Genomic DNA, 22,858 nt, shown 5'->3' on the forward strand with positions numbered 1-22,858 from the left:
CGCGGGTCCGTCGCGCGCGGGTCCGTCGCGGGCGGGCCCGTCGCGGGCGGGCCCCGGTGAAGGCCCGGGGGCCGAGCTCCTCGGCGCGGCTGCGGGTCACCCTGCGGATGCTGGACGACGAGCTGCTGGACGCGATGGACCACCTGTGGCGCCCCGAGGACCTGCTGCCGCGCTACCGCCACTACCTGTGCACCATGCACGCGGTGGTGCGCGCCTCCGTCCCGCTGATGCTCCGTGCCCTGGAGCGGTCCACCCTTCTGGACGCCTGCGGCGACCCGCTGGGTGCCCCGCTGGCGGCGTATCTGCGTGAGCACATCCAGGAGGAGGAGGGCCACGACACCTGGCTGCTGGAGGACATCCGGGCGGCCGGCTCCCCGCCCCAGGACGCGCTCGGGCCGATGCCCGGACCGGTCGTCGCCGCGCTCGCGGGGGCCCAGTACTACTGGATCGAGCACCACCACCCGGTGGCCCTGCTCGGCTACATCGCGGTCCTGGAGGGCTACGCGCCCGCCGCGGACCTGACCTCCCGCATCGCGTCCACGACCGGCCTGCCCGACACCGCCCTGCGGACGGTCCGGGAGCACGCCGCGCTGGACACGGGGCATCTGGACGAGCTGTACGCGCTGCTGGACAGGCTGCCCCTGACGCGGGACCAGGAATCCGACGTCACGGTCAGCGCCATGCACTCCCTCGACGCGCTCACCCGGCTGTTCGTCCGGCTCGGGCGCTCCGGGGCGGCGCCGCCGCCCCGGGGAGCCGGACCCTCCTCACCGACGGGAGTCACCCCATGAACCGACCGCACGACCCCAACGGCACCCCCTCGGGCGGTGAACAGCCGGTGCTGTCAGCCGCGTTGTACGAGGCCGGCCTGCCGGTGGACCTGCTCTCCGACGAACAGCGCCTGGTGCTCAGCGAACTCACGGAGGAGGAACTGGCCGTGTTGCTGGACATCAAGAGCCGGCTGGACGCGGTGGAACCCGAGGTCCAGGCGCACGGCGAGATCGCCGGCGGCGCCCTGTTCTGAGCCGTGCCGTCCGCGCGGGCCGCGCACCGCGGCCCGCGCGGGCCCCGTACCGGTCCGGCGGCGCGGCAGCCCCGCCCCCGGAGAGGAAAGGACCGTCATGACCTGCACCACGTGCCGCCAGGACCTGCCGGAGGACGCCCGGTTCTGCTCGTCCTGCGGGACGCCGTGCGCCGTCGCCGCCGCCCCGGTGGAGGACGAGCGCAAGCCGGTGACGGTGCTCTTCTGCGACCTCGTCGGCTCCACCGCGCTCTCCGGCGTCCTGGACCCGGAGACCCTGCGCACCGTGACCTTGCGGTACTTCGAGGCGATGAGCGCACAGATCGTCGCCCAGGGGGGGACCCCGGAGAAGTTCATCGGCGACGCCGTGATGGCCGTGTTCGGCGTACCCGTCGTACGGGACGACGACGCGCGGCGTGCGCTGGCGGCGGCGCTCGGGATGCGGGACGCGCTGGCCGCGCTCAACGAGGAGCTGGACGCCACGCTCGGCATCCGGCTGGCCACCCGGGTCGGCGTCAACACCGGTCAGGTGGTGGCCGGTGGCGATGCGACGGCGCGCCAGGCCCTGGTGTCGGGCGAGACCGTGAACATCGCCGCACGCCTGGAGCAGAACGCCGGGGCGGGCGAGATCCTCCTCGGACCGGACACCCTGCTGGCTGCGGGGCCCACGGTCTCCGCCGAGCCCACCGGCCCGCTCCGTCTGAAGGGCAAGCAGGACAGCGTGGAGGCCTACCGGCTCCTCGCCCTGGGCGCGGACGACCCTGCGCTGCTGCGCCGCTTCGACGTCCCCTTCGTCGGGCGTGCCGCCGAGCGGCAGGCCCTGGACGCGGCCCTGTCGGCGGCCGGCCGCGGGGGCCGGGCGGGTCTGCTGCGCGTCACCGGCGAGCCCGGTGTCGGCAAGACCCGGCTGGTACGGGAGTGGCTGGCGCTGCGCTCCGCCTCGGGGGCCCTCGCCTACGGCGCGGGGCGGTGCCGGGGATACGGCGACCAGGGCACGCTGACCCCCCTCGCCGACGCCCTGCGCGGCCTGCCGGCCCTCGCCGACGCCCCGGAACCGCAGCCGGACGGACCGGGCCCGGGGTCCGCGCCGGGCTACGGGCCCGGCCCGGAGCTGGGCTCCGGCTCCGGCTCCGGCTCCGGCTCCGGCTCCGACGATGCGACGGCCCTGCTCTCCGCGGGCCTGCTGCGCGACGGCACGCCGAACGCGCCCTTCGAGGACATGTGCGCGGCCCTGACGACGGTCCTGGGCCGGGCCGCCCGGAACCGGCCCTTCGTGCTGGTGCTCGACGACGCGCACGAGGCCGCGCCCCTGCTGACCCGCACGCTGGAACGCCTGGCGGAGGGCCCGGGGTCCGCCGGCGTGCTGATGATCTGCGTGGGCCGCCCGGACGGGGCGGCCGACGCCACGGACTGCCTCCAGCTCGCGGGGCTGCCGCCCGAGGAGAGCGCCCGGCTCGCGGGTCTGCTGGCCGGGCTCGACGGCGGGGCCGGACCGGTGGACGAGCGGCTGCTGTCCCGCGCCGGGGGTAATCCGCTCTACCTGGAACAACTGCTGGTGGACGGCCGGGGCGACAAGGTCACCGCCGACGGTGACGGCTCCGGGCTGCCGCCCACGCTCCAGGCGTTGCTCGGCGCACGGATCGGAGGGCTGGCCCGCGCCGAGCGGACCGTCGTCGATCTCGCCGCCGTGATCGGCCGCGAGTTCACCTCCGCGGAGCTCCTGCTCCTGGAGACGCACGCGCGGTTGTCGGAGCAGCGGGGTCCCACGGTGGTGAACCTTCCCTCCCCCGGCCGGGGGGACCGCCTGAGGCGTCTCGACGAGCTCCTGGTGGCGCTGACCCGCCGGCGTCTGGTGGAGCCGGCGACGGGACGGGACACGACGGCGTACCGCTTCAGCAGCGGACTGGTGCACGAGGTGACGTACGCGTCGCTGTCCAAGCGCGCGAAGGCGGACCGTCACGCCTGGTCGGCGGAGCTGCCCAGGGTGCTGCGGGCCGGGGACGGCGCCGTCGGCGGCCATCTCGAACGCGCCTACCGCTACCGGGCCGAGCTCGGACTGCTCGACGACAGGACCACCCGGTTGCGCGGCCGTGCGGCCGCGGCACTGGGCCGCGCCGGAGCGCAGGCCGCCTCCCGGTCCGACCTGGCCTGGGCGGACGACCTGCTGGAGCGGGCCGTCGCGCTGGACCCGGACGACGCGGGTTCGGTGCGCAGGCTCGGCGAGGTCCGGGTGGCGCTCGGGCGGGCCGGGAGCGGGGCCGAACTGCTGCGCCGCGTACGCGATCTGGACTCCGCCCCGGTGGAGTCGGCGCACGCCAGGCTCGCGCTCGCCGTGCTGGATCCCACGGGTCCCGGTCCCGGGCTGGCGGCCACGGCGCGGGCGGTGCTGCCGGTCTTCGAGGCCGCCGGGGACGCGGTCGGCCGGGCGCGGTCCCATCTGAGGCTCGCCCAGCACCTCCAGCAGGCCGGCCGGCACGAGGAGGCCGAGCGCGATCAGGCGCGCGCCCTGGAGCAGGCCGTGCTGGCCGGAGCGGAACCGGAGCGGGCCGCGGCGCTCGGGGCCATCGGCATCTCCCTGTGGCGCGGCCCGGCGCCCGCCCCCGAGGCGGTGGACCGCTGCCGCGCCCTGCTCGCAGCGCACGGAGAGGGCCGTCCGACGGTCCGGCTCACCCTCAACTGCCCGCTGGCCGTGCTGTACGCGCTCCAGGACCGGCCGCGCGAGGCACACGCCTGCCTGGCCGAGGCCCGGGAGCTGGCCGGGACGCTGCGCTTCGCGGAGGCCGAGGTGTTCCTCCCGGTCTTCCGGGCCGCGGTGGAGGCGCTGCTCGGACACGGCACCGCGGCACTGGAACTGCTGGCGCGGGCGGACGAGGCGGCACGGCTGGCCGACGCGGGCGGCCTGCGGACGGCCGTGGCTCTGGACGCGGCCCGGATCGAGCTCGACGCGGGCCGGACACGGCAGGCGGCGGCCTGGATCGCGGGCGTCGGGGAGACGGCGGAGCTGAGCGGTGCGGACGCCGTCGACCTCAACGGGCTGCGGGGCCGGATGGCCGCGGCTGACGGGCGTACGGCGGAGGCGGCCGGCCTCGCGGAGCTGGCCGTGCGGGACTCCCTGCTCACCGACTCCCCGCTGGTGCGTGCGACGGCCGAACTGGACCGGGCCCGGACCCTGTTCGCGCTGGGGCGGCGTTCTTCCGCCCTGGCCGCGGCGCGCGCCGCGGGTGCGTACTTCGCGGGCAAGGGGCATCTGCCGGGGGCCCGCCGGGCCGCCGGCTGTGTCCCGGACGCGGCCATGGTCACCACGACGGAGAGGAGCTGACCGATGGGAAGCACCGGAACGGGCACGGCGCCGGGGCAGGGGCTCACCTGGAGCCTGCGCGGGCGCGGCCCCGAGGATGTCCCCGTGCCCGCGGACGAGGGCCCGCCGGGCGGCCTGCCCGGTGAGCAGGCGACGGGCCGCGGTGTCCGGGTGTGCGTGGTGGACTCCGGGGTGGAGCGCGACCACCCGCTGGTGGGCGAGGTGCAGAGCTCCTGGGTGGTGGTCAAGGACCCGGCGGACGGCACGATCACGGTCGAGCCGACGGCCACCGGCGACACCTGCGGCCACGGGACGGCGTGCGCCGGGATCATCCGGCGCACCGCGCCCGACTGCGAGATCCACAGCGTCCGGGTGCTCGGCGAGCGCTTCTCCGGCACCGGTGACGTCCTGATGGCCGGACTGCGGTGGGCGGTGGAACAGCGCTTCGACGTGGTGAACCTGAGCCTGTCGACGACCCGGACCCGCTTCGCCCAGGAGCTGCACGGCCTCGCCGACCGGGCCTACTTCGGCCGTACGGTGATCGTCGCGTCGGCGCACAACACCCCCGTGGAGAGCTTTCCGTGGCGGTTCGCCTCGGTGATCTCCGTGGGCAGCCACCAGGAGGACGACGAACTCCACCTGTACAACCCCGAGCCCCCGGTGGAGTTCTTCGGCCCGGGGCAGAACGTGTCCGTGCCGTGGCTGGGCGGCAGATCGATCCGCACCACCGGGAACAGCTTCGCCACCCCGTACGTCGCGGGGCTGTGCGCGCGTGTCCTCTCCGGACACCCCAGGATGACGGCTTTTCAGCTCAAGAACGCCCTCTATCTGTCCGCGGCCAACGTGCACGCGGCCCCGCGTCCTTCCACAGCGGCAGGAGACATCCGTGACGACTCCGAGAACTGACGCCATGCTCCCTTCGGCCCCCCTCTCCGGCCCCGCCCCGGGCGACGCCGCCCGGCACGAGCTGCTCCAGTCGGTCGTCGACGTGGCCCGTGCGATCTTCGGGGCGGCGGCCAGCTCCGTCTTCCTGCTGGACGAGGAGGCGGACGAGCTGGTCTTCCAGGCGGTCTCCGGGGAGGGCGAGGAATTCCTGGTGGGGCGTAGGTTCCCCGCGGGACGGGGCATCGCCGGCTGGGTGGCGACCTCGGGCGAGCCGATGGTGGTGGACGACCTGAGCCAGGACTCGTCCTTCGACCGCTCGCTGGCCGAGTCCACCGCCTACGTCCCCGACGCCCTGATGGCCGCCCCGCTGATCAGCGACGCGCGGGTCCTCGGGGTGCTGGAGGTCCTGGACCCCTCGCCGCAGGCCCGGTCGGGTATCCGTGAGCTGGATCTGCTCGCGATGTTCGCCCGGCAGGCGGCGGCCGCCCTGCGGGTGCTCTCCGCTCATCCGGCGGGCGCCGGGGCGCGGGCCCTGGACGAGGAACGGCGCGAGGACGCGCTGCAGTTGCTCGGCAGTCTGGAACGGCTGCTGCGGGGTGCCGGCTGAGGGCCCGTACGCTGGGTGCCGCGCGGGAGTGGCGGCCGTTCCCCCGGGCAGGAGCCGGAGGACACCGGGCCGTTCACGCGCCGGACCCCAGCGGAAGGACACGCACACGTGAAGCTCGCATTCTCGACCCTCGGAGTCCCGGGGATGCCCGTGGCGGACGTGGTGCGGCTCGCCGTCGAGCACGGCTACCAGGGGGTGGAGCTCCGCGCCCACCCCGAGGAGCCGGTGCACCCGGGCCTCACCGCGCTCGAACGGGCCGCCGTGGCGGATGAGTTCAAGCGGGGCGGGGTCGAGGTCCTGACCGTCGCCGGGTATGTGCGGGTCGCCGCCGAGGGTGACGACGAGCCGGTGATCGCCGGGCTGGCCGAGCTGGTGGAGCTGGCGCGCGACCTGGGGGCGGCGTACGTCCGGGTGTTCCCCGGCGGCGGGGACCAGGACCCCGCCGAGGCCGACGCCTCCGCCGCCAGGCGGCTGGGTGCGGCCGCGCCGCACGCCGCCGACCAGGGGGTGCGGATCCTCCTGGAGACCCATGACTCCCACCGCGCCGGAGCCGATGTGGCGCGGGTCGTGGGCACGGTCGGGCACGGCCAGATCGGCGCGATCTGGGACGTCATGCACACCTGGCTGGCCGGCGAGGAACCGGCGGCCACCCACGCGGTGCTCGCCCCGCACCTGGGCTACGTACAGGTGAAGGACATCGCGTCCGCCGAGGACACCACCCCCCTGGCCCTCGGTGCCGGGACGCTGCCGCTGAAGGAGTGCCTGGACACGCCGGTCTCCGACGGGTGGGTCTGCTGGGAGTACGAGAAGCGCTGGTACGAGGGCGCGGCCGCACTGCCGGAGCTGCTGACCGCGGGCCGGGAGTACCTGCTGCGGCTCGGCGCGCCGAAGCAGTAGGTCAGACCCTCGCCGCCCGGGTCTCCGGGACGGACGGGGTCGCGGCGGGGCGGGGCCGCCCTCCCAGGGAGGTCAGGGCCACCCCGCCGACCAGCAGCGCGGCGGCGCACCACCGCAGCGGGCTGACCGCCTCGCCGAGGAGGAGTGCGGCGCAGGACATCCCGAAGACGGGCACCAGCAGGGTGAACGGGGCGACCGACGAGGCCGGGTGGTGCCGGAGCAGGAAGCCCCAGGCGCCGAAGCCGAAGACGGTGGAGATCCAGGCGACGTAGACGACGGTTCCGGCACCTGTCCAGTCGAGCGAGGCCAGGGCCTCGGTGTCCCGGTCCCAGCCCTCGATGAGCAGGGAGAGGCCGAGCAGCGGCAGCACGGGGACGGTCGAGACCCACACCATGAAGTTGAGGGAGTCCGGCGGAGCCGCCTTGCGGGTGATCACGTTGGAGACGCCCCAGCAGGCAGCCGCCAGGATCACCAGCGCGAAGGGGAGCACGGGTCCGCCCGCCCCCTCGTCCACCGCGGCGACGCCGATGCCCGCGAGGGCGACGCCCATCCCCAGGACGCGCCTCCTGCCGGGCCGCTCGGAGAGGGCCAGGGCCGCGAACAGGGCGGTGAAGACGGCCTGGACCTGGAGGACGAGGGAGGAGAGCCCGGCGGGCATCCCCCGGTCCATCCCGATGAAGAGCAGCCCGAATTTGGCGACCCCCAGGGCGAGACCGACGCCGATGACGTACTTCCAGGCCACCGTGGGCCGGCCGACGAGGAACACGGCGGGCAGCGCCGCGACGAGGAAGCGCAGGGCGGAGAAGAGCAGGGGCGGGAAATGGGCGAGACCCAGCTCGATGACGACGAAGTTCACACCCCAGACGGCGGCGACCAGCGCGGCCAGGGCGATGTGGAGGGGACGCATGGACCGAGCATCCGCCGCCCGGACCATGTAGCACCAGCGCGGATTTCTTCATGGTTGGATTAAGCACCGCTCACGCTTCCTGTCCGCCCGGAGGTCCCTGTGCTCGACCTGTCCCGGCTGCGCGCCCTGCACGCCGTCTCCGTCCACGGTTCGGTCGCGGGCGCCGCGGCCGCGCTCGGCTACACCGCGTCGGCGGTCTCGCAGCAGATCACCAAGCTGGAGCGGGAGACCCGTACGACGCTCCTCGAACGGCGCGGGCGCGGGGTGGCGCTCACCGAGGAGGCGATCCACCTGGCCTCCACCGCACAGCGGTTGCTGGCCATCGTGGAGCAGGCCGAGACCGTGCTCGAACAGCGCAGGGGGCAGCCGACGGGACGGCTGTCCATCGCCGCGTTCGCCTCCGCGGCGCGCGGGCTGCTGCCGGGGGTGCTGGCGGAGCTCGGCCGGGAGCACCCGGCACTGGACGCACGGCTCACCGAGGTCGATCCGCACCTCTCGGTCGACCTGGTGGCGAAGGGCGTGGTCGATCTCGCGGTGGCCCACGACTGGGACATCACCCCGCTGCCCGCGCCGGAGGGCCTCGCCCAGGCGGTGCTCGGTGAGGACCGGTGCGACCTGCTGGTGCCCGAGGGACACACCCTCGCGGCCCGGGACGCGGTGCGCCGGGAGGAGCTGGCCGAGGAGCGGTGGGTGTGCCAGCCGCCCGGCACGGTGTGCCACGACTGGCTCGTACGGACGCTGCGGGCGGCGGGGTGCGAGCCGGACATCCGGCACCAGGCGGAGGAGAACCACACCCAGCTGGCCCTGGTCGCCGCCGGACTCGGCGTGGCGATGATGCCCCGGCTGGGCCGCGGGCCGCTGCCGACGGGCGTGGTCGCCGTACGGCTGGACCCCGTGCCGGTGCGGCGGCTGTACGCACTGTGGCGCACGGAGGCGGCGCGGCGGCCCTCGATCATCGCGGCGGTGTCGGCGCTCCAGGGGGCGGCCGAGGTGCTCCGGAAGGCCGGTTGACGCGAGCCGGCCCTCCGTGCCGGACCGGCGACCCCCGCCTCCGCCCCCATGTCCGGGCATGTCCGCCCGTGGCCCCGCGTGTCGCGCGCCGTTCCCGGGCGACCCCCTTGACTGGTAGTTACTTTCCATATATCCGTACCTTCTTGGAAGTTTCTTTCAGCACCGGAAGGGGCTCACGTGCACCACCGCACCTCCAGACGCACCCTCCTCACCGCCACGGCGGCCACCGCGGCAGCCGCCGCGACCGGCGTCGCCGCTCTCCCCGGCACCGCGAGCGCAGCCGCGACCGGCATGTCCACGGACAGCCGCCTCAAGCGGCTCATCGCCCGGATGAGCCTGGAGGAGAAGGTCGGCCAGCTCTTCGTGATGCGGGTGTACGGGCACTCCGCCACCGAGCCCGACCAGGCGGACATCGACGCCAACCTCGCCGAGATCGGGGTCCGCGACGCCGCCGAGATGATCGCCACGTACCACGTCGGCGGCATCATCTACTTCGCCTGGGCGCACAACACCCGCGACCCGCACCAGATCGCCGACCTCTCCAACGGCATCCAGCGGGCCGGGCTCGCCGGACCGACCCCCCTGCCGCTCCTCGTCTCCACGGACCAGGAGCACGGGATCGTGTGCAGGGTCGGCGAGCCCGCGACGCTGCTGCCGGGCGCGATGGCGCTGGGTGCGGGCCGCTCGCGCACCGACGCGCGCACGGCGGGCAGGATCGCCGGGGCCGAGCTGGCGGCCATGGGCATCAACCAGAACTACGCGCCGGACGCGGACGTGAACGTCAATCCGGCCAACCCCGTCATCGGCGTACGCTCCTTCGGCTCCGACCCCGACTCGGTCGCCGGGATGGTCACCGCGCAGGTGAAGGGCTACCGGAGCGCCGGCGTCGCCTCGACGGCCAAGCACTTCCCCGGCCACGGGGACACCAGCACCGACAGCCACACGGGCCTGCCCGTCATCAGCCACACCCGCGAGCAGTGGGCGGAACTGGACGCCCCGCCGTTCCGGGCGGCCGTCGCCGCGGGCATCGACTCGATCATGACGGCGCACATCGTGGTGCCCGCCCTGGACCCGTCGGAGGACCCCGCCACCCTCTCGCACCCGATCCTCACCGGCATCCTGCGCGAGGAACTCGGCTACGACGGCGTGGTGGTCACCGACGCCCTCGGGATGGAGGGGGTCCGTACGAAGTACGGCGACGAGCGGGTCCCCGTCCTCGCCCTCCTGGCCGGCGTCGACCAGCTCCTGAACCCCCCGGACCTCAAGGTGGCCTGGAACGCCGTCCTCGGCGCGGTGAGGGGCGGCGAGATCAGCGAGGCCCGCATCGAGGAATCGATCCTGCGCATCCTGCGGCTGAAGACGAAGCTGGGGCTCTTCCGCGATCCCTACGTCACCCACCGGGGCGTCGACCGCACCGTCGGCACCCGGTCCCATCTGGCCGCCGCCGACCGGATCGCCGAGCGGACGACGACCCTGCTGGCCAACACCGGTTCGCTGCTGCCGCTCTCCCGGCGGTCGCACAGGAACCTCCTGGTGGTGGGGGCCGATCCCGCCTCCCCCTCGGGCACGACCGGCCCCCCGACGACCACACTGGCCGGGGCCTTCGAGGAGCTGGGCCACGTGGCGACCGCGCTGTCCACCGGCACGGCCCCCACCACGGCGAAGATCGCGGAGGCGGTGGCCGCGGCGCAGGGCAGGGACGCGGTGGTCGTGGGCACCTACAACGTCACGGCGACCAGCTCCCAGCGCACCCTGGTCAGCGCCCTCGCGGCGACCGGCGTCCCGGTGATCACGGTCGCGATCCGTAATCCGTACGACATCGCGCAGCTGGCCGGGACGGGGTACGCGGCGAGCCTCGCCACGTACTCCTGGACCGACGTCGAACTCCGGGCGGCCGCACGCGTGATCGCGGGCCGGGCCGATCCGGAGGGCAGGCTCCCGGTCCCGGTGCAGCGGGCGGACGCTCCCGCGCAGGCGCTGTACCCCGTCGGCTACGGGCTGTCCTACCGCTCCCACGCCAGACCTTCGGCGTAACCACCCAAAGGGCCAAGAACACCCCGTGCACCTGGCGTGCGCCCGCTCCGGCGGGTCACGCCGGGTGCACGCCCTCATGGGCGCACCGGGGGCCACGGACCTGTATGTACGACTGGGCGGGGACAGACCGGTGGGCTGCGCCCACCGGGTGTGACACGACACCCGGCGGGCACAGCCCACGTCGGCGCGGGGCCGCGGTACTACGGCCGCAGCGTGCCCCGGTCCCGCTGGAGTTCGTCGTCCCGCTTGTCGAGGCGGGCGTCGAACGTCGCGAGGGGCTTCGCCTTCGCCGGGTCGGCCTCGACGGCCGCGGGTGCGACCCCGGCCCAGCGGAGGATGGCCGCGGTGGCCTTCGCCTTCTCGTCGGCGACGAGGCCGGCGACCTTGGAGCCGTGGTTGCCGCCCGGCACGGTGTAGACGTAGCTGTCACGGGCACCGTGGCCGAGGCGGAAGGGTTCGGCACCCCAGGGGTCGTTCTCCCCGTACACGTACAGCATCCGGCGGGCGTTGTTCCGCACCCAGCGGTCCACGTCCCGCATCGCCGAGGAGTCGAACCTCATCGGGATGGAGCGGGGGACGAAGTTGCGGGGCGGCTGGTAGCCGTAGCGGCTGAGCTTGCCGAGCCAGGGCTGCCGGATGTCGGGCGAGCCGAGCTGGGTGCCTGCCTGGTAGTAGTACGGCGTGTAGGTCTCCAGGCCCTGGTCCGCATAGGCGGAGAAGCCCGAGATGCCGTCGATGGAGTCCCAGATCTCCTGGTCGGTGGCGTTCGGGGCGTCGGCCGGGATGGACTCGCAGTCGGCGAGCAGGCTGTACTGCCAGAACGCCCAGACGTAGTCCATGACGACGGCCTCGTACGCCCGGTCGAGCGTGCCGACCGTGCGGAAGGTGAGGCCGTTCTCCGCGGCGTACGCCTCGTACTTCTCCTCCAGCGGCTCCCGGCGGACGAGCGCCTCACGCTGGACACCGCCCAGCCGGTCCCTGCACTCCTTGGTGCCGACGCGCGCGAAGAACCGGTCGTACGCCGAATCCTCTTTGTTGACCACGTCGTTGGGCGCGACATAGGCGACGACGCCGTCCATGTCCTTCGGGTAGAAGCGCTCGAAGTAGGTGGCGGTCATGCCGCCCTTGGATCCGCCGGTGGTCAGCCAGTTCTCGGAGTAGATCTTCTTCAGCGCCGTGAAGACGCGGTGCTGGTCGCTGGCGGCCTGCCAGATGTCGAGCTTCGACCAGTCGGCGGGAGCCGGGCGCGACGGGGTGAAGAACCGGTACTCCAGGGAGACCTGGTTGCCGTCGATGATCTGCGTCGGCTCGCTGCGGCTGGGGTTGGTCGAGACGTTGTACCCGCTGGTGAAGAAGACCGTGGGGCGGGCCGTGTCCTTGTGCAGCAGCGTGACGCGCTGCTGGAAGGTCCCCTTGGAGGGGTGCTTGTGGTCGATCGGCTGGGTGTACTCGAGGACGAAGAAGCGGTAACCGGGGTACGGCTTCTCCTCGATCAGGCTCATTCCCGGGATGGCCAGGATGCGGTCCTTGATGTCCTCGCCGCTGCTCTCGCTGCTGCTGGTCGAGCTGCTCTGCTTCGCGGCCGGTTCCGCGGCGGTGGCCGCACCGGCCGAGGCTCCGGTCGCACTCACTGTGCCTATGAGCACCGCGAGCGACAGAATGCCTCTGAGCGCCTTGCGCATGCACCCTCCCCTTGATTCACGACAGTCGCCGTGAACCTAGCGGGGGTAACACCTGCCACGCCAGACCCACTCGCATCTCAGCACAGGATCCATCCGGTCGAGCCGGAGGAACCCCCGACCGCACCGGAGGCGCGGACGCAGCGGTTGAGCGCGTGCACCGTGACCGGACCGGCCAGAGTGGTGAACTTCCCGCTGTCGAGCGCCGCGTGTCCGCCGCGCGGCTGAAGCGACACCCGCATCGCCCGGCGCGCGCCGGGCTTCTTGGCGACCGTGACGGCGCACGCGTAGGCGCGGCTCTTGTAGACGCGCAGCGAACCGGTGGAGAAGGCCACGGTCTTGACCAGGCGTCCGGGGCAGGCCGACGCGGCCTGCGCCGGGACCGGCCCGGTGGGTCCCAGCACGAGGCCCAGGGCCCCGAGCAGCGGCAGGAGGACGAACGCCGCGACCGTACGCCGGCCAGCCGGACGCCCCGTCCGTCCCGTCCGCTTCTTCGGCCCCCATGACCTCAGTGGTCTCACCACACCGTCCACCCCGCCCGTCTCGTCGAACACACTGCCCTCACTGAACACACGTACGCATGGAGGTACGACGCGGGGAGAGGGCCTTCAGGTTGCGGAGGAGGGTCAGACACCCACGGGGGCGTCCTCGCCTATGCCCTCCCCTATGAAGGTGCGCCACAGCCGGGCGTACGCACCGTCCCTGGCCAGCAGCTCGTCGTGCGTGCCGTCCTCGGCCACCCGGCCCCGGTCCATCACCACGACCCGGTCGGCGCGCGCGGCCGTCGTCAGCCGGTGGGCGACGACCAGCGTGGTACGCCTCCCCGCCAGCCGGTCGGTCGCCTGGTTGACCTGGGCCTCGCTGGCCAGGTCGAGGGAGGCGGTCGCCTCGTCGAGCAGCAGGATGTCCGGGTCGACCAGCTCGGCACGGGCGAGCGCGATCAGCTGACGCTGGCCGGCGGAGAGGTTGCGGCCCCGCTCGGCGACCGCGTGCAGGTAGCCGTCCTCCAGGGTGGCGATCATGTCGTGCGCGCCGACCGCCCTGGCCGCCGCCTCCACCTGCGCGTCGGTGGCCTCCGGCAGTCCGTAGGCGATGGCGTCGCGAACCGTCCCCTCGAAGAGGTAGGACTCCTGCGGCACGACTCCGAGCCGGTGGCGGTACGCCGTCCTGTCGAGCCGGCGCAGGTCCGTGCCGTCCGCGGTGACCCGCCCGCTCGTCGGGTCGTAGAAGCGGGCGACGAGCTTGACCAGCGTGGACTTGCCCGCCCCCGTCTCACCGACGAACGCGACGGTCTGGCCCGCCGGGATCCGCAGATCGATGCCCGTGAGGGCCTCCTCCTCGCCGGTGTAGGCGAACGACACGTCCTCGAAGGCGATCTCGCCGCTCAGCGACGTGACGTCCAGCGGCTCGTCGTGGTCGGCCGTGGAGGTCGGCTCCCGCAGGAGCTCCTGGACCCGGCCGAGGGAGACGGTCGCCTGCTGGTAGCCGTCGAAGACCTGGGACAGCTGCTGCACGGGGGCGAAGAACAGGTCGATGTAGAGCAGGTAGGCGACCAGCGCGCCGGTGGTCAGCGTGCCGTTGTCGACGCGGCCGGCACCGACGATCAGCACGGAGGCCGCCGCGACCGAGGCCAGCAGCTGCACGAACGGGAAGTAGACGGAGATCAGCCACTGCCCGCGCACCCTGGCCTGGCGGTAGTCGTCGCTGCGTGCCGCGAAGCGCTCGGCCCCGTCGCGCTCGCGCCGGAACGCCTGCACGATCCGCAGTCCGGAGACGGACTCCTGGAGGTCGGCGTTGACGACGCTGATACGTGTCCGGGCGAGCTCGTACGCCTTCACGCTCCTGCGGCGGAAGAAGACCGTGCCGATGACCAGCAGGGGCAGGGTCGCGAAGACGACCAGGGCCAGCTGGACGTCGAGGGCGAGCAGCACGACCGTGATGCCGAAGAAGGTCACGACGGAGACGAAGGCGGTGACCAGGCCGGTCTGGAGGAACGTGGACAGCGCGTCGACGTCGGTCGTCATCCGGGTCATGATCCGGCCCGTCAGCTCACGCTCGTAGTAGTCGAGGCCGAGCCGCTGGAGCTGCGCGAAGATCTTGAGACGCAGGGAGTAGAGCACGCGTTCGCCGGTGCGGCCCGTCATCCGGGTCTCGCCGATCTGGGCCAGCCACTGCACGAGGACGGAGAGCAGGCCGAGACCGGCCGCCGCCCAGACCGCGCCCAGCGCCAGCTTCGTGACTCCGTCGTCGATCCCGTGCCGGATCAGCACGGGCAGGAGCAGGCCCATGCCCGCGTCGACGGCCACCAGCCCCAGGCTCACCAGCAGGGGGAGACCGAAGCCGTGCAGCAGCCTGCGCAGGCCGTAGGACTTCTCCGGGCGCACCGCGCTCGCCTCGTCGATGGCGGGGGCGTCGGTGGCGGGCGGGAGCGCCTCGACCTGGGCGAGGAGCTCGGGGGTGGCGGGCATGCCGGCGACGGCCTCGTCGCGCTGCTCCTCCTTGCGGATCCACAGCCCGGGGGTGACACCGCGCTCGGCGTCGAACTCGGCGTCCAGCTCCTCCTGGAGCGCACGGTCGTCCTCGGGGACCGGGACGGCCTGCGGCTGATGGCCGGGAGAGGTGCCGCCCATCTCGTCCGGGTCGGTGAGCAGCCGGCGGTAGAGCGCCGAGCGGCCCTCCAGCTCCGCGTGCGTGCCGATGTCGGCGAGGCGCCCCCGGTCGAGGACGGCGATGCGGTCGGCGAGGCCGAGGGTGGAGCGGCGGTGGGCTATCAGCAGGGTGGTGCGGCCCTCCATGACCTGGGCCAGGACCTCGTGGATCTCGTGCTCGACGCGGGCGTCGACCGCGGAGGTGGCGTCGTCGAGGAGGAGCAGCCGGGGGTCCGTGAGGAGGGCGCGGGCGAGGGCGACGCGCTGGCGCTGTCCTCCGGACAGGGTGAGGCCGTGCTCGCCGACCTTGGTGTCGTACCCCTCGGGCAGCGCGGAGATGAAGCCGTGGGCCTGGGCGGCGCGCGCGGCCCGCTCGATCTGCTCCTGGGTGGCGCCCGGATATCCGTAGGCGATGTTGGCGCCGACGGACTCGGAGAAGAGGAAGCTGTCCTCCGGCACGAGGCCGATCGCGGCCCGCAGGGAGTCCTGGGTGAGCTCCCGGACGTCGTGGCCGCCGACCAGGACGGCGCCGTGCGACACGTCGTAGAACCGGGGCAGCAGGAGCGAGACGGTGGACTTGCCGCTGCCGGAGGCGCCGACCACGGCGACGGTCTCGCCCGGCTCGATGGTGAGGGAGAACCCGTCGAGGACGGGGCGGTCCTCGTCATAGCCGAAGCGGACGTCGTCGAACTCGACGCTCGCGGGTGCGTCGGCCGGAAGCCGCTTGGCGCCGTCCTGCATGGACGGCTCGGTGTCGATCAGCTCCAGGACGCGCTCGACACCGGCCCTGGCCTGCTGGCCGACGGTGAGGACCATGGCGAGCATCCGGACCGGGCCGACGAGCTGGGCGAGGTAGGTGGAGAAGGCGACGAACGTGCCGAGCGTGATCTCGCCCCGGGTGGCGAGCCAGCCGCCGAGGGCCAGCATCGCGACCTGGCCGAGCGAGGGGACGGCTTGGAGCGCGGGGGTGTAGCGGGAGTTCAGCCGGATCGTGCGCAGCCGGCCGGCGAAGAGCCTGCGGCTGACCTCGCGGAGCTTGCCGGTCTCCTGCTCCTCCTGGCCGAACCCCTTGACGACCCGGACGCCGGAGACGGCCCCGTCGACCACCCCGGCCACGGCCGCGGCCTGGCTCTGGGCGTACCAGGTGGCGGGGAAGAGCCGGGCCTTGGAGCGGCGGGCGATGAACCAGAGGGCGGGGGCGACGGCGAGGGCGACGAAGGTCAGGGGCAGCGAGAGCCACGCCATGATCACCAGGGAGATGAGGAAGAGCAGGACGTTCCCGATGGTCATCGGGAGCATGAAGAGGAGCCCCTGGATCAGCTGCAGGTCACTGGTGGCACGCCCGACGACCTGACCGGTGGAGAGCTCGTCCTGCCGCTTCCCGTCGAGCCGGGTCAGCGTGTCGTACATCTCGGTCCGCAGGTCGTGCTGGACGTCGAGGGCGAGCCGCCCGCCGTAGTAGCGGCGGACGAAGGTGGCGGCGTAGACGAGGACGGCTGCCCCGATGAGCAGGCCGGTCCAGACCCCGAGGGAGCGGGTGTGACTGCCGACGACGTCGTCGATGATCACCTTGGTGATGAGCGGGACGAGCGCCATGACGCCCATGCCCACGAGCGACGAACCGAGCGCCAGCACGACATTGCGCCGGTAGCGCCATGCGTAACCGGTCAGCCTCCGGCCCCACCCCTGCGTCGCCGCCTCCTGCGGCTCCGCGCCCTGTTTCGCTGCGTCCCGTTTCTCCACGCCCACCCGTGCCTCCTGTGTCGCCCCGTTGCCCCGCCTGGTCCTGCCGCTTGTCTCCAACGCGGTCAGCTGCGGATTTCATCCTTCCGCGGTCGTTCTCGGCCGATGGGCGGAACCGGGGGCGGGTGGTCCTAGGACCTGCGGTGTTCCGGGCCGGATCGGTGAGCCGGGCCGGAACTCGGCACGGTCCACCCGTGGCCCCACGATCGGTGGAGTGCACGGCCCCTCAGCCGGTGGCGGGCCCGATGTCCTTGTGGACGGCCCGGGAGACGGCCTGGATGGTGCCGATGCCGTCGTCCATCGTCCTGTTGTCCTGCGTGAGGACGGTGATCGCGTAGTCGTGGCCCTTGCCGCTGAACGCTCCGACGCTGTGCACACGCCAGCCGTGCGTGGACCGTTCCAGCCAGCCGTTCTTGAGCTGGACCGTCGCGTCGCCCGGCGCGCCGGCCGGAACGCCCCAGCGCTGGTCCGGTACGACCTTGCGCATACGGTCCAGGACGAAGGCCCGCGAGCGGTCGTCGAGGACCTTGTTCCCGGCCGTCACCAGGGACAGCAGACGCTGTTCGTCCTGGGCGGTGATCTGGGTGAGCCCCCACGCGCCCCCGGGATCGGGAACCGTGCGGGTCATGCCCGCCGCCTCGAGGAACTTCTTGATCTTCGCCAGGCCCAGCTGGTCCCACAGCGCGCTGGTCGCGTCGTTGTCCGACTTGGTGATCATGGCCGTGGACAGCTTGTTCTCGCGCGGGGTGAGCGGCCGGTGCGTCTTCTGCGCGTCCCAGAGCAATGCGGCGAGGGCCGTGACCTTGACCACGCTCGCCGAGTCCACCCGCTGGGTGGGCCGCAGCGTGCACGTCGTACGGGTCCGGTGGTCCACCACCGCCAGGGCGGTGGTGGACTCGCGCCCCTTGAGGGCCGCGGTGATGTCCCTGGACAGTTCCGCGGCGAGACCGGCCCGGCCCGAGACGCAGGAGACAGCGGGGGGCGGGGCGGCGGGGGACGCCACCGCGGTCGCCGGGGCGAGTACGCCGCCCACCAGAGCGGCACAGAACGCGGCCCGGGAGTACCGGGACGTCCGCTGGTGAGTCATGTCGGCCTCCGCACTGTCGCGTCTCGTCGTCGCGCCCTGCGGGGCACCCGGAGCATGATGCGCAGAAACGGACAGAACGGGCTATGGCCCATGGCACAGACCTCCGGACCGCCCCAGCTCCTCCCCCGGGGGGCAGGGCTTCCGGGCCGGACGGGGTGACCGACGCCACGCGGTTCCTCCCGCCCGGGCAGGGCCGGACGGGAGGTCCCGGATCACAGGTGCGTCGGCTCGAACATCCTCAGCAGCGCGGGGAGCACCACCACCGACGGGCCGGGGGCCGCGATGGCCTTGCCCAGGTCGGCGGCCAGGGTCTCCGGGGTCGTACGGACCGCGGGGACGCCGAAGGACTCGGCCAGCGCGACGAAGTCCGGGCGGGAGAGCTCGGTCGCCGTGGCCTCGCCGAAGGCGCCCGTCATGTACTCCCGCAGGATGCCGTAGCCCCCGTCGTCGACGATCAGCCAGGTGACGGGCAGGTCGTACTGGCGCGCGGTGGCCAGCTCGGCGATCGAGTACATCGCGCCGCCGTCGCCGGAGACCGCGAGGACCGGCTTGGTGCGGTCGGCCGCGGCTGCTCCGATCGCCGCCGGGAAGCCGTAGCCGAGACCGCCCGCGCCCTGCGCCGAGTGCATCGTGTTCGGGTGGCGGGCGTCGAAGGCGGACCACGCCCAGTAGGCCAGGATCGTCATGTCCCAGAAGCTGGGCGAGGTGTCGGGCAGCGCCTCACGGACGGAGGCGATCACCTGCCGCTCCAGCGTGAGGTCCTGGGCCTCGATGCGGTCGCGCACCTTGCCCAGCAGGGCACTGACACGCGTCGAGGCCTCCGGGTCCTGGCGGGGCTCCACGGCCTCCAGGAGGTCGGCGAGGGCCTCGCGGGCGTCGGAGTGGATGCCGAGCGCGGGGTGGTTGGACTCCAGCTTCCCGGCGTCGGCCTCGATCTGGATCACCCGGCCGCGCGGGGCGAACGTGTGGTAGTTCGAGGAGAGCTCCCCGAGCCCCGAGCCGACGACCAGCAGGACGTCAGCGGACTCCAGGAAGTCCGTGGTGTACCGGTCCTCCAGCCAGGACTGGAGCGAGAGCGGGTGCTCCCAGGGGAAGGCGCCCTTGCCGCCGAAGGTGGTGACGACCGGGGCGTCGATCTTCTCCGCGAGCGCGCGCAGCTTGCCGGCCGCGTCGGAGCGCACGACCCCGCCGCCCGCGATGATCGCCGGGCGCTCCGCGTTCGCGAGGAGGTGGGCGGCCGCGAGGGTCAGCTCGGGGCGCGGGTACAGCGGGCGCGGGGTGGCGTCGAGGGCGCTGACGACGGGCAGGACCGTCTCGGCGAGCAGGACGTCCTGCGGGATCTCCACCCAGACCGGCCCGTGCGGGGCGGTCAGCGCGGACTCCCAGGCGGCGGCGATGGCGGAGGGCACCTGCGACGCCGTGCGCACCGTGTGCACGGACTTCACGACGTCCCGGAAGGACGCCTTCTGGTCGCGGAGCTCGTGCAGGTAACCATGGCGTCCGCCGCCGAGGCCGGCGGTGGGGATCTGGCTGGAGATCGCGAGCACGGGAGCGGAGGCGGCGGCCGCCTCCTGGAGCGCGGCCAGGGAGGTCAGGGCGCCCGGACCGGTGGAGAGCAGCAGGGGTGCCACCTCGCCGGTGATCCGCCCGTAGGCGTCGGCGGCGAAGCCCGCGTTGTTCTCGACGCGCAGGCCGACGTACGCGAGGGAGGAGCGGCGCAGCGCGTCGAACATGCCGAGCGCGTGCTGGCCGGGCAGGCCGAACACGGTGGTGGCCCCGAGACCCTGGAGGGTCTCGACGACCAGGTCGCCGCCGTTGCGTCCGGCCGGAGGTGCGAGCGCGGCCGCCGCCTGGGCGGCCGTGAGCCGCGGCCGGTCGTCGTGGTCGTGACTCACTTGGTGCGGCCTTCCGCGATCTGGCGGGACATGATCGTCGTCAGCTCGTACGCCGTGTGCGAGGCGGCGACGGAGGTGATCTCCGCGTGATCGTACGCCGGGGCGACCTCGACGAGGTCGGCCGAGACGAGGTGGCAGGAGGAGAGTCCGCGCACGATCTCCAGGAGCTCGCGCGAGGTGAGGCCACCGGCCTCGGGCGTGCCGGTGCCCGGGGCGTGCGCCGGGTCGAGGACGTCGATGTCGATGGAGATGTAGAGCGGCCGGTCGCCGATGCGCTGCCGCAGCTGGTCGGCGACCTCGTCGACGCCGCGCCGCATGACGTCGGCGGAGGTGACGATGCCGAAGCCCATCTTGGCGTCGTCGGTGAGGTCCTGCTTGCCGTAGAGCGGGCCGCGGGTGCCGACGTGGGACAGCGCCTCGGTGTCGAGGATGCCCTCCTCGACGGCGCGGCGGAACGGGGTGCCGTGGGTGTACTCGGCTCCGAAGTAGGTGTCCCACGTGTCGAGGTGGGCGTCGAAGTGGAGCAGGGCGACGGGGCCGTGCTTCTTCGCGACGGAACGCAGCAGCGGCAGCGCGATGGTGTGGTCGCCGCCGAGCGTCATCATCCGGGCGCCGGTGGACAGGAGGTCGTCGGCGGCGGCCTCGATGGTCTCGACGGCCTCGTTGATGTTGAAGGGGTTCGCGGCGATGTCACCGGCGTCGGCGACCTGCGCGAGCGCGAAGGGCGAGGCGTCCTGCGCCGGGTTGTAGGGGCGCAGGAGCCGGGAGGCCTCGCGGATCGCGTTGCCGCCGAAGCGGGCGCCGGGGCGGTAGGAGACACCGGTGTCGAAAGGCACGCCGACGACGGCGACATCGGCGGTGCCGACCTCGTCGAGCCGCGGCAGCCGGGCGAACGTCGCGGGTCCGGCGTACCGCGGGACGCGGGAGGAGTCGACGGGGCCGCGCGGCGCTTCGTTGCTGCTCATGGGTGCGGGTGCCTTTCGTTCAGCCATGCACGCCGTGTGGGCGTTCATACGGTGATCAGTCTGTCAGGGGCCGCCTCGGGGCCCGTTCGGCCGACGGGCCACGAGGCGGCGGGTACCGGGGTCAGACGGTGACCGGGTCCGGGGTCGCCGGGTCCTCGGTCCCCCGCCCGGCCAGCCGCTCGCGCCAGGCGCTCAGCACGGCCGGGTCGGTCGGCTTCGTGGCCAGCGAGACGACGGCGTACGTCGCGAGCGAGGCGAGCAGACCGTAGTAGATGGGCTCGTTGGCGAGGATCCCGTAGCCCGCCATCAGCCCGATGACGGCGACACCGCCGACGGCAACGGAGGCCAGGGCCCCGGAGGCCGTGCCGCGACGCCACAGCAGCCCGCCGAGGATCGGCACCAGCAGGCAGCCGACCAGCAGGTTGTAGGCGACGGTCAGCGCCTGGACGACGTCGTTGAGCGCGATGGAGATCAGGACGGTGAGGGCACCCATGATCAGGATGAAGGCCCGGTTGCCCTTGACCTCGTCCCGCTCCTCGGCACCGTCCTTCGCCACGACGCCTCGCAGTCGCGACCAGATGTCGTTGTTGGCGACGGTGGCGCAGGCGATCAGCGCGCCGGAGGAGGTCGACATCACCGCGGCGAGCGCGGCGGCCAGCACCAGCCCGCGCACGCCGACCGGGAGCTCGTCCTTGACGATCGTGGCGAAGGCCGCGTCCGCGCTGGGGAGCGTCGGGTACATCACCTTGGCCGCCGTCCCGATGACGGCGCCGGCGATGGCGTACACGAGGCAGTACGTGCCGGCGACGGTGCCGCCCCAGCGTGCGGTCGTGTCGTTGCGCGCGGTGAACACGCGCTGCCAGATGTCCTGGCCGATCAGCATGCCGAAGGTGTAGATCAGGACGTACGTGAAGATCGTCTCGCCGCCGATGCCCAGCGGGTCGAAGTACTCGGTGGGCAGCTTCGCCTTCATCTCGCTGAAGCCACCGGCCTTGACGACGGCGATCGGCAGGAGGAGGAGCAGGACACCGATCGTCTTGACGACGAACTGCACCATGTCGGTGATCGTGATGGACCACATGCCGCCGAGCGTCGAGTACGCGACGACGATGGCGCCGCCGAGGATGATCGCGACGGTCCGGTTCACGTCGAACAGGACGTCGAAGATGGTGGCGTAGGCGATGGTCGAGGTGACCGCGAGCATCAGCGTGTACGCCCACATGACGACGCCGGAGATGACCCCGGCCCGGCCGCCGTAGCGCAGGTCGAGCATCTCGGAGACGGTGTAGACCTTCAGCCGGGCGATGCGGGCGGAGAAGAAGACGGAGAGGGCGAGCAGCCCGAGGCCGATCGCGAAGACCATCCACGCACCGGAGAGCCCGTACTGGTAGCCGAGGCCCACGCCGCCGATCGTCGAGGCGCCGCCCAGGACGATCGCGGCCATCGTGCCGGAGTACATCCAGGGTCCGAGCCGCCGTCCCGCGACCAGGAACTCACTCTTGGACTTGGCGCGGCGCATGCCCCACCAGCCCATGGCGAGCATGCCGAGCAGGTAGACGACGATCACGGCGTAGTCGACAGCCATGGGCTTCCCTCCGTTCCACGCGTTCAACAGGTTGGTGAAGACGCTAGGTGGCCGGAAGCCGACGCTGAAGTGTACGTTTCCTCCATCTTCGATCCGCTGAATGGATGGACCGTCCATGCCGGACTCCCCTGCCGGGCCTCCCGCCCCTCCCATCCCCCTGGCCGCGCTGCTGGGCCGGGAGGAGCTGGGGCTGCGCCGGATCGCCGGTCCGGACCACGCCGATCTGCTCTGGGTGCACACCTCGGAGATGGCCGACCCGTATCCGTATCTGCTCGGCGGCGAGCTGCTGCTGACCGCCGGGGTCCAGCTCGATGACGCGGACACCTACGTCGCCCGGATCGTCCAGGCGGGGGCGTCGGCGCTCGGCTTCGGGGTGGCGCCGGTCCACGACACCGTGCCGGCCGCCCTCGTGGAGGCGTGCGACCGGCACGGACTGCCCCTGTTGGAGGTGCCGCCCGCGACGCCCTTCGCAGCGGTCGCCCGCGCGGTGTGGCGGCTGATGGCGGAGGCCCGCCACCGCGAGCTGCGCCGGGTGACCCGGGCCCAGCAGGCCCTGGCGACCGCGGCGGCCCGCCCGGATCCGGTGCCCGCGGTGC

The 22,858-nt window shown here is 73.2% G+C and carries 17 protein-coding genes; 9 read left to right on the plus strand and 8 right to left on the minus strand.

The features are described 5' to 3' along the window. The first annotated feature begins 107 nt into the window (after nt 1-107). From B9S57_RS00715 to B9S57_RS00740, 6 genes are all read left to right on the plus strand, one after another. Nucleotides 108-791: an iron-containing redox enzyme family protein gene (locus tag B9S57_RS00715; protein ID WP_181011190.1), complete on the plus strand. Its 684-nt coding sequence runs from the start codon at nt 108-110 to the stop codon at nt 789-791. Beyond that, nucleotides 788-1,024: an aroma-sacti cluster domain-containing protein gene (locus B9S57_RS00720; protein ID WP_103513577.1), complete on the plus strand. Its 237-nt coding sequence runs from the start codon at nt 788-790 to the stop codon at nt 1,022-1,024. Before B9S57_RS00715 ends, B9S57_RS00720 begins: the two co-directional genes overlap by 4 nt. 97 nt (nt 1,025-1,121) lie before the next feature. Further along, the gene (locus B9S57_RS00725) at nt 1,122-4,340 is read left to right on the plus strand and encodes an adenylate/guanylate cyclase domain-containing protein (protein ID WP_103513578.1); all 3,219 of its coding nucleotides are present in this window, start codon (nt 1,122-1,124) and stop codon (nt 4,338-4,340) included. Nucleotides 4,341-4,343: 3 nt separating this feature from the next. Beyond that, nucleotides 4,344-5,225: a S8 family serine peptidase gene (locus B9S57_RS00730; RefSeq protein ID WP_103513579.1), complete on the plus strand. Its 882-nt coding sequence runs from the start codon at nt 4,344-4,346 to the stop codon at nt 5,223-5,225. A 4-nt stretch (nt 5,226-5,229) separates the two neighbouring features. After that, nucleotides 5,230-5,811, plus strand: coding sequence for a GAF domain-containing protein (locus B9S57_RS00735; RefSeq protein WP_103513580.1), 582 nt, complete (start codon nt 5,230-5,232; stop codon nt 5,809-5,811). Nucleotides 5,812-5,919: 108 nt separating this feature from the next. Continuing rightward, nucleotides 5,920-6,708, plus strand: a complete 789-nt coding sequence (locus B9S57_RS00740) for a sugar phosphate isomerase/epimerase (protein ID WP_103513581.1) — start codon at nt 5,920-5,922, stop codon at nt 6,706-6,708. A gap of 1 nt (nt 6,709) precedes the next feature. Here B9S57_RS00740 and B9S57_RS00745 read toward each other — a convergent pair whose 3' ends face one another. After that, nucleotides 6,710-7,615 (minus strand): EamA family transporter, encoded by a 906-nt coding sequence (locus B9S57_RS00745; RefSeq protein WP_103513582.1) that lies wholly within the window; start codon nt 7,613-7,615, stop codon nt 6,710-6,712. Between the two features lie 99 nt (nt 7,616-7,714). Here B9S57_RS00745 and B9S57_RS00750 point away from each other — a divergent pair, with 99 nt between their 5' ends. Together B9S57_RS00750 and B9S57_RS00755 are read left to right on the plus strand one after the other, a co-directional pair. Continuing rightward, nucleotides 7,715-8,626 carry a LysR family transcriptional regulator gene (locus B9S57_RS00750; protein WP_103513583.1) on the plus strand — a complete coding sequence of 304 codons (912 nt, stop codon included), beginning with the start codon at nt 7,715-7,717 and terminating at the stop codon, nt 8,624-8,626. Between the two features lie 177 nt (nt 8,627-8,803). Continuing rightward, nucleotides 8,804-10,660: a glycoside hydrolase family 3 protein gene (locus B9S57_RS00755; RefSeq protein WP_103513584.1), complete on the plus strand. Its 1,857-nt coding sequence runs from the start codon at nt 8,804-8,806 to the stop codon at nt 10,658-10,660. Nucleotides 10,661-10,860: 200 nt separating this feature from the next. On the opposite strand, the gene B9S57_RS00760 is transcribed toward B9S57_RS00755, so the two are convergent. The 7 genes from B9S57_RS00760 to B9S57_RS00790 form a co-directional block, all read right to left on the minus strand. After that, a complete protein-coding gene (locus tag B9S57_RS00760; RefSeq protein ID WP_103513585.1) occupies nt 10,861-12,342 on the minus strand; it encodes a S28 family serine protease in 1,482 nt (493 codons plus the stop codon). Nucleotides 12,343-12,419: 77 nt separating this feature from the next. Continuing rightward, a complete protein-coding gene (locus B9S57_RS00765) occupies nt 12,420-12,893 on the minus strand; it encodes a hypothetical protein (protein WP_258036150.1) in 474 nt (157 codons plus the stop codon). 72 nt (nt 12,894-12,965) lie between these two features. Continuing rightward, nucleotides 12,966-16,730: an ABC transporter ATP-binding protein gene (locus tag B9S57_RS00770; protein WP_103513591.1), complete on the minus strand. Its 3,765-nt coding sequence runs from the start codon at nt 16,728-16,730 to the stop codon at nt 12,966-12,968. Nucleotides 16,731-16,956: 226 nt separating this feature from the next. Beyond that, a complete protein-coding gene (locus B9S57_RS00775; RefSeq protein WP_103513586.1) occupies nt 16,957-17,817 on the minus strand; it encodes a serine hydrolase in 861 nt (286 codons plus the stop codon). A 212-nt stretch (nt 17,818-18,029) separates the two neighbouring features. Further along, nucleotides 18,030-19,712, minus strand: coding sequence for a thiamine pyrophosphate-binding protein (locus tag B9S57_RS00780; RefSeq protein ID WP_103513587.1), 1,683 nt, complete (start codon nt 19,710-19,712; stop codon nt 18,030-18,032). Continuing rightward, entirely contained in the window at nt 19,709-20,677 is a 969-nt protein-coding gene (speB, locus tag B9S57_RS00785; RefSeq protein ID WP_103513588.1) for an agmatinase, read from the minus strand. The genes B9S57_RS00780 and speB overlap by 4 nt, the downstream gene beginning before the upstream one ends. 121 nt (nt 20,678-20,798) lie before the next feature. Further along, nucleotides 20,799-22,262: a sodium:solute symporter gene (locus tag B9S57_RS00790; RefSeq protein ID WP_103513589.1), complete on the minus strand. Its 1,464-nt coding sequence runs from the start codon at nt 22,260-22,262 to the stop codon at nt 20,799-20,801. A gap of 115 nt (nt 22,263-22,377) precedes the next feature. Between B9S57_RS00790 and B9S57_RS00795 the strand changes: the two genes are divergently transcribed. Further along, nucleotides 22,378-22,858: PucR family transcriptional regulator ligand-binding domain-containing protein (locus B9S57_RS00795; RefSeq protein ID WP_181011189.1), on the plus strand; the 481-nt coding region annotated here is incomplete at its 3' end.

It is taken from the genome of Streptomyces sp. SM10, assembly GCF_002910915.1.
Taxonomy (GTDB): Bacteria; Actinomycetota; Actinomycetes; order Streptomycetales; family Streptomycetaceae; genus Streptomyces.

Excerpts from the sequence above, each read along its gene's own strand:
- B9S57_RS00715 (WP_181011190.1), top strand. The coding sequence starts at position 108 with ATGCTGGACGACGAGCTGCTGGACGCGATGGACCACCTGTGGCGCCCC.
- B9S57_RS00720 (WP_103513577.1), top strand. The coding sequence starts at position 788 with ATGAACCGACCGCACGACCCCAACGGCACCCCCTCGGGCGGTGAACAG.
- B9S57_RS00725 (WP_103513578.1), top strand. The coding sequence starts at position 1,122 with ATGACCTGCACCACGTGCCGCCAGGACCTGCCGGAGGACGCCCGGTTC.
- B9S57_RS00730 (WP_103513579.1), top strand. The coding sequence starts at position 4,344 with ATGGGAAGCACCGGAACGGGCACGGCGCCGGGGCAGGGGCTCACCTGG.
- B9S57_RS00735 (WP_103513580.1), top strand. The coding sequence starts at position 5,230 with ATGCTCCCTTCGGCCCCCCTCTCCGGCCCCGCCCCGGGCGACGCCGCC.
- B9S57_RS00745 (WP_103513582.1), bottom strand. The coding sequence starts at position 7,615 with ATGCGTCCCCTCCACATCGCCCTGGCCGCGCTGGTCGCCGCCGTCTGG.
- B9S57_RS00760 (WP_103513585.1), bottom strand. The coding sequence starts at position 12,342 with ATGCGCAAGGCGCTCAGAGGCATTCTGTCGCTCGCGGTGCTCATAGGC.
- B9S57_RS00775 (WP_103513586.1), bottom strand. The coding sequence starts at position 17,817 with ATGACTCACCAGCGGACGTCCCGGTACTCCCGGGCCGCGTTCTGTGCC.
- speB (WP_103513588.1), bottom strand. The coding sequence starts at position 20,677 with ATGAGCAGCAACGAAGCGCCGCGCGGCCCCGTCGACTCCTCCCGCGTC.
- B9S57_RS00790 (WP_103513589.1), bottom strand. The coding sequence starts at position 22,262 with ATGGCTGTCGACTACGCCGTGATCGTCGTCTACCTGCTCGGCATGCTC.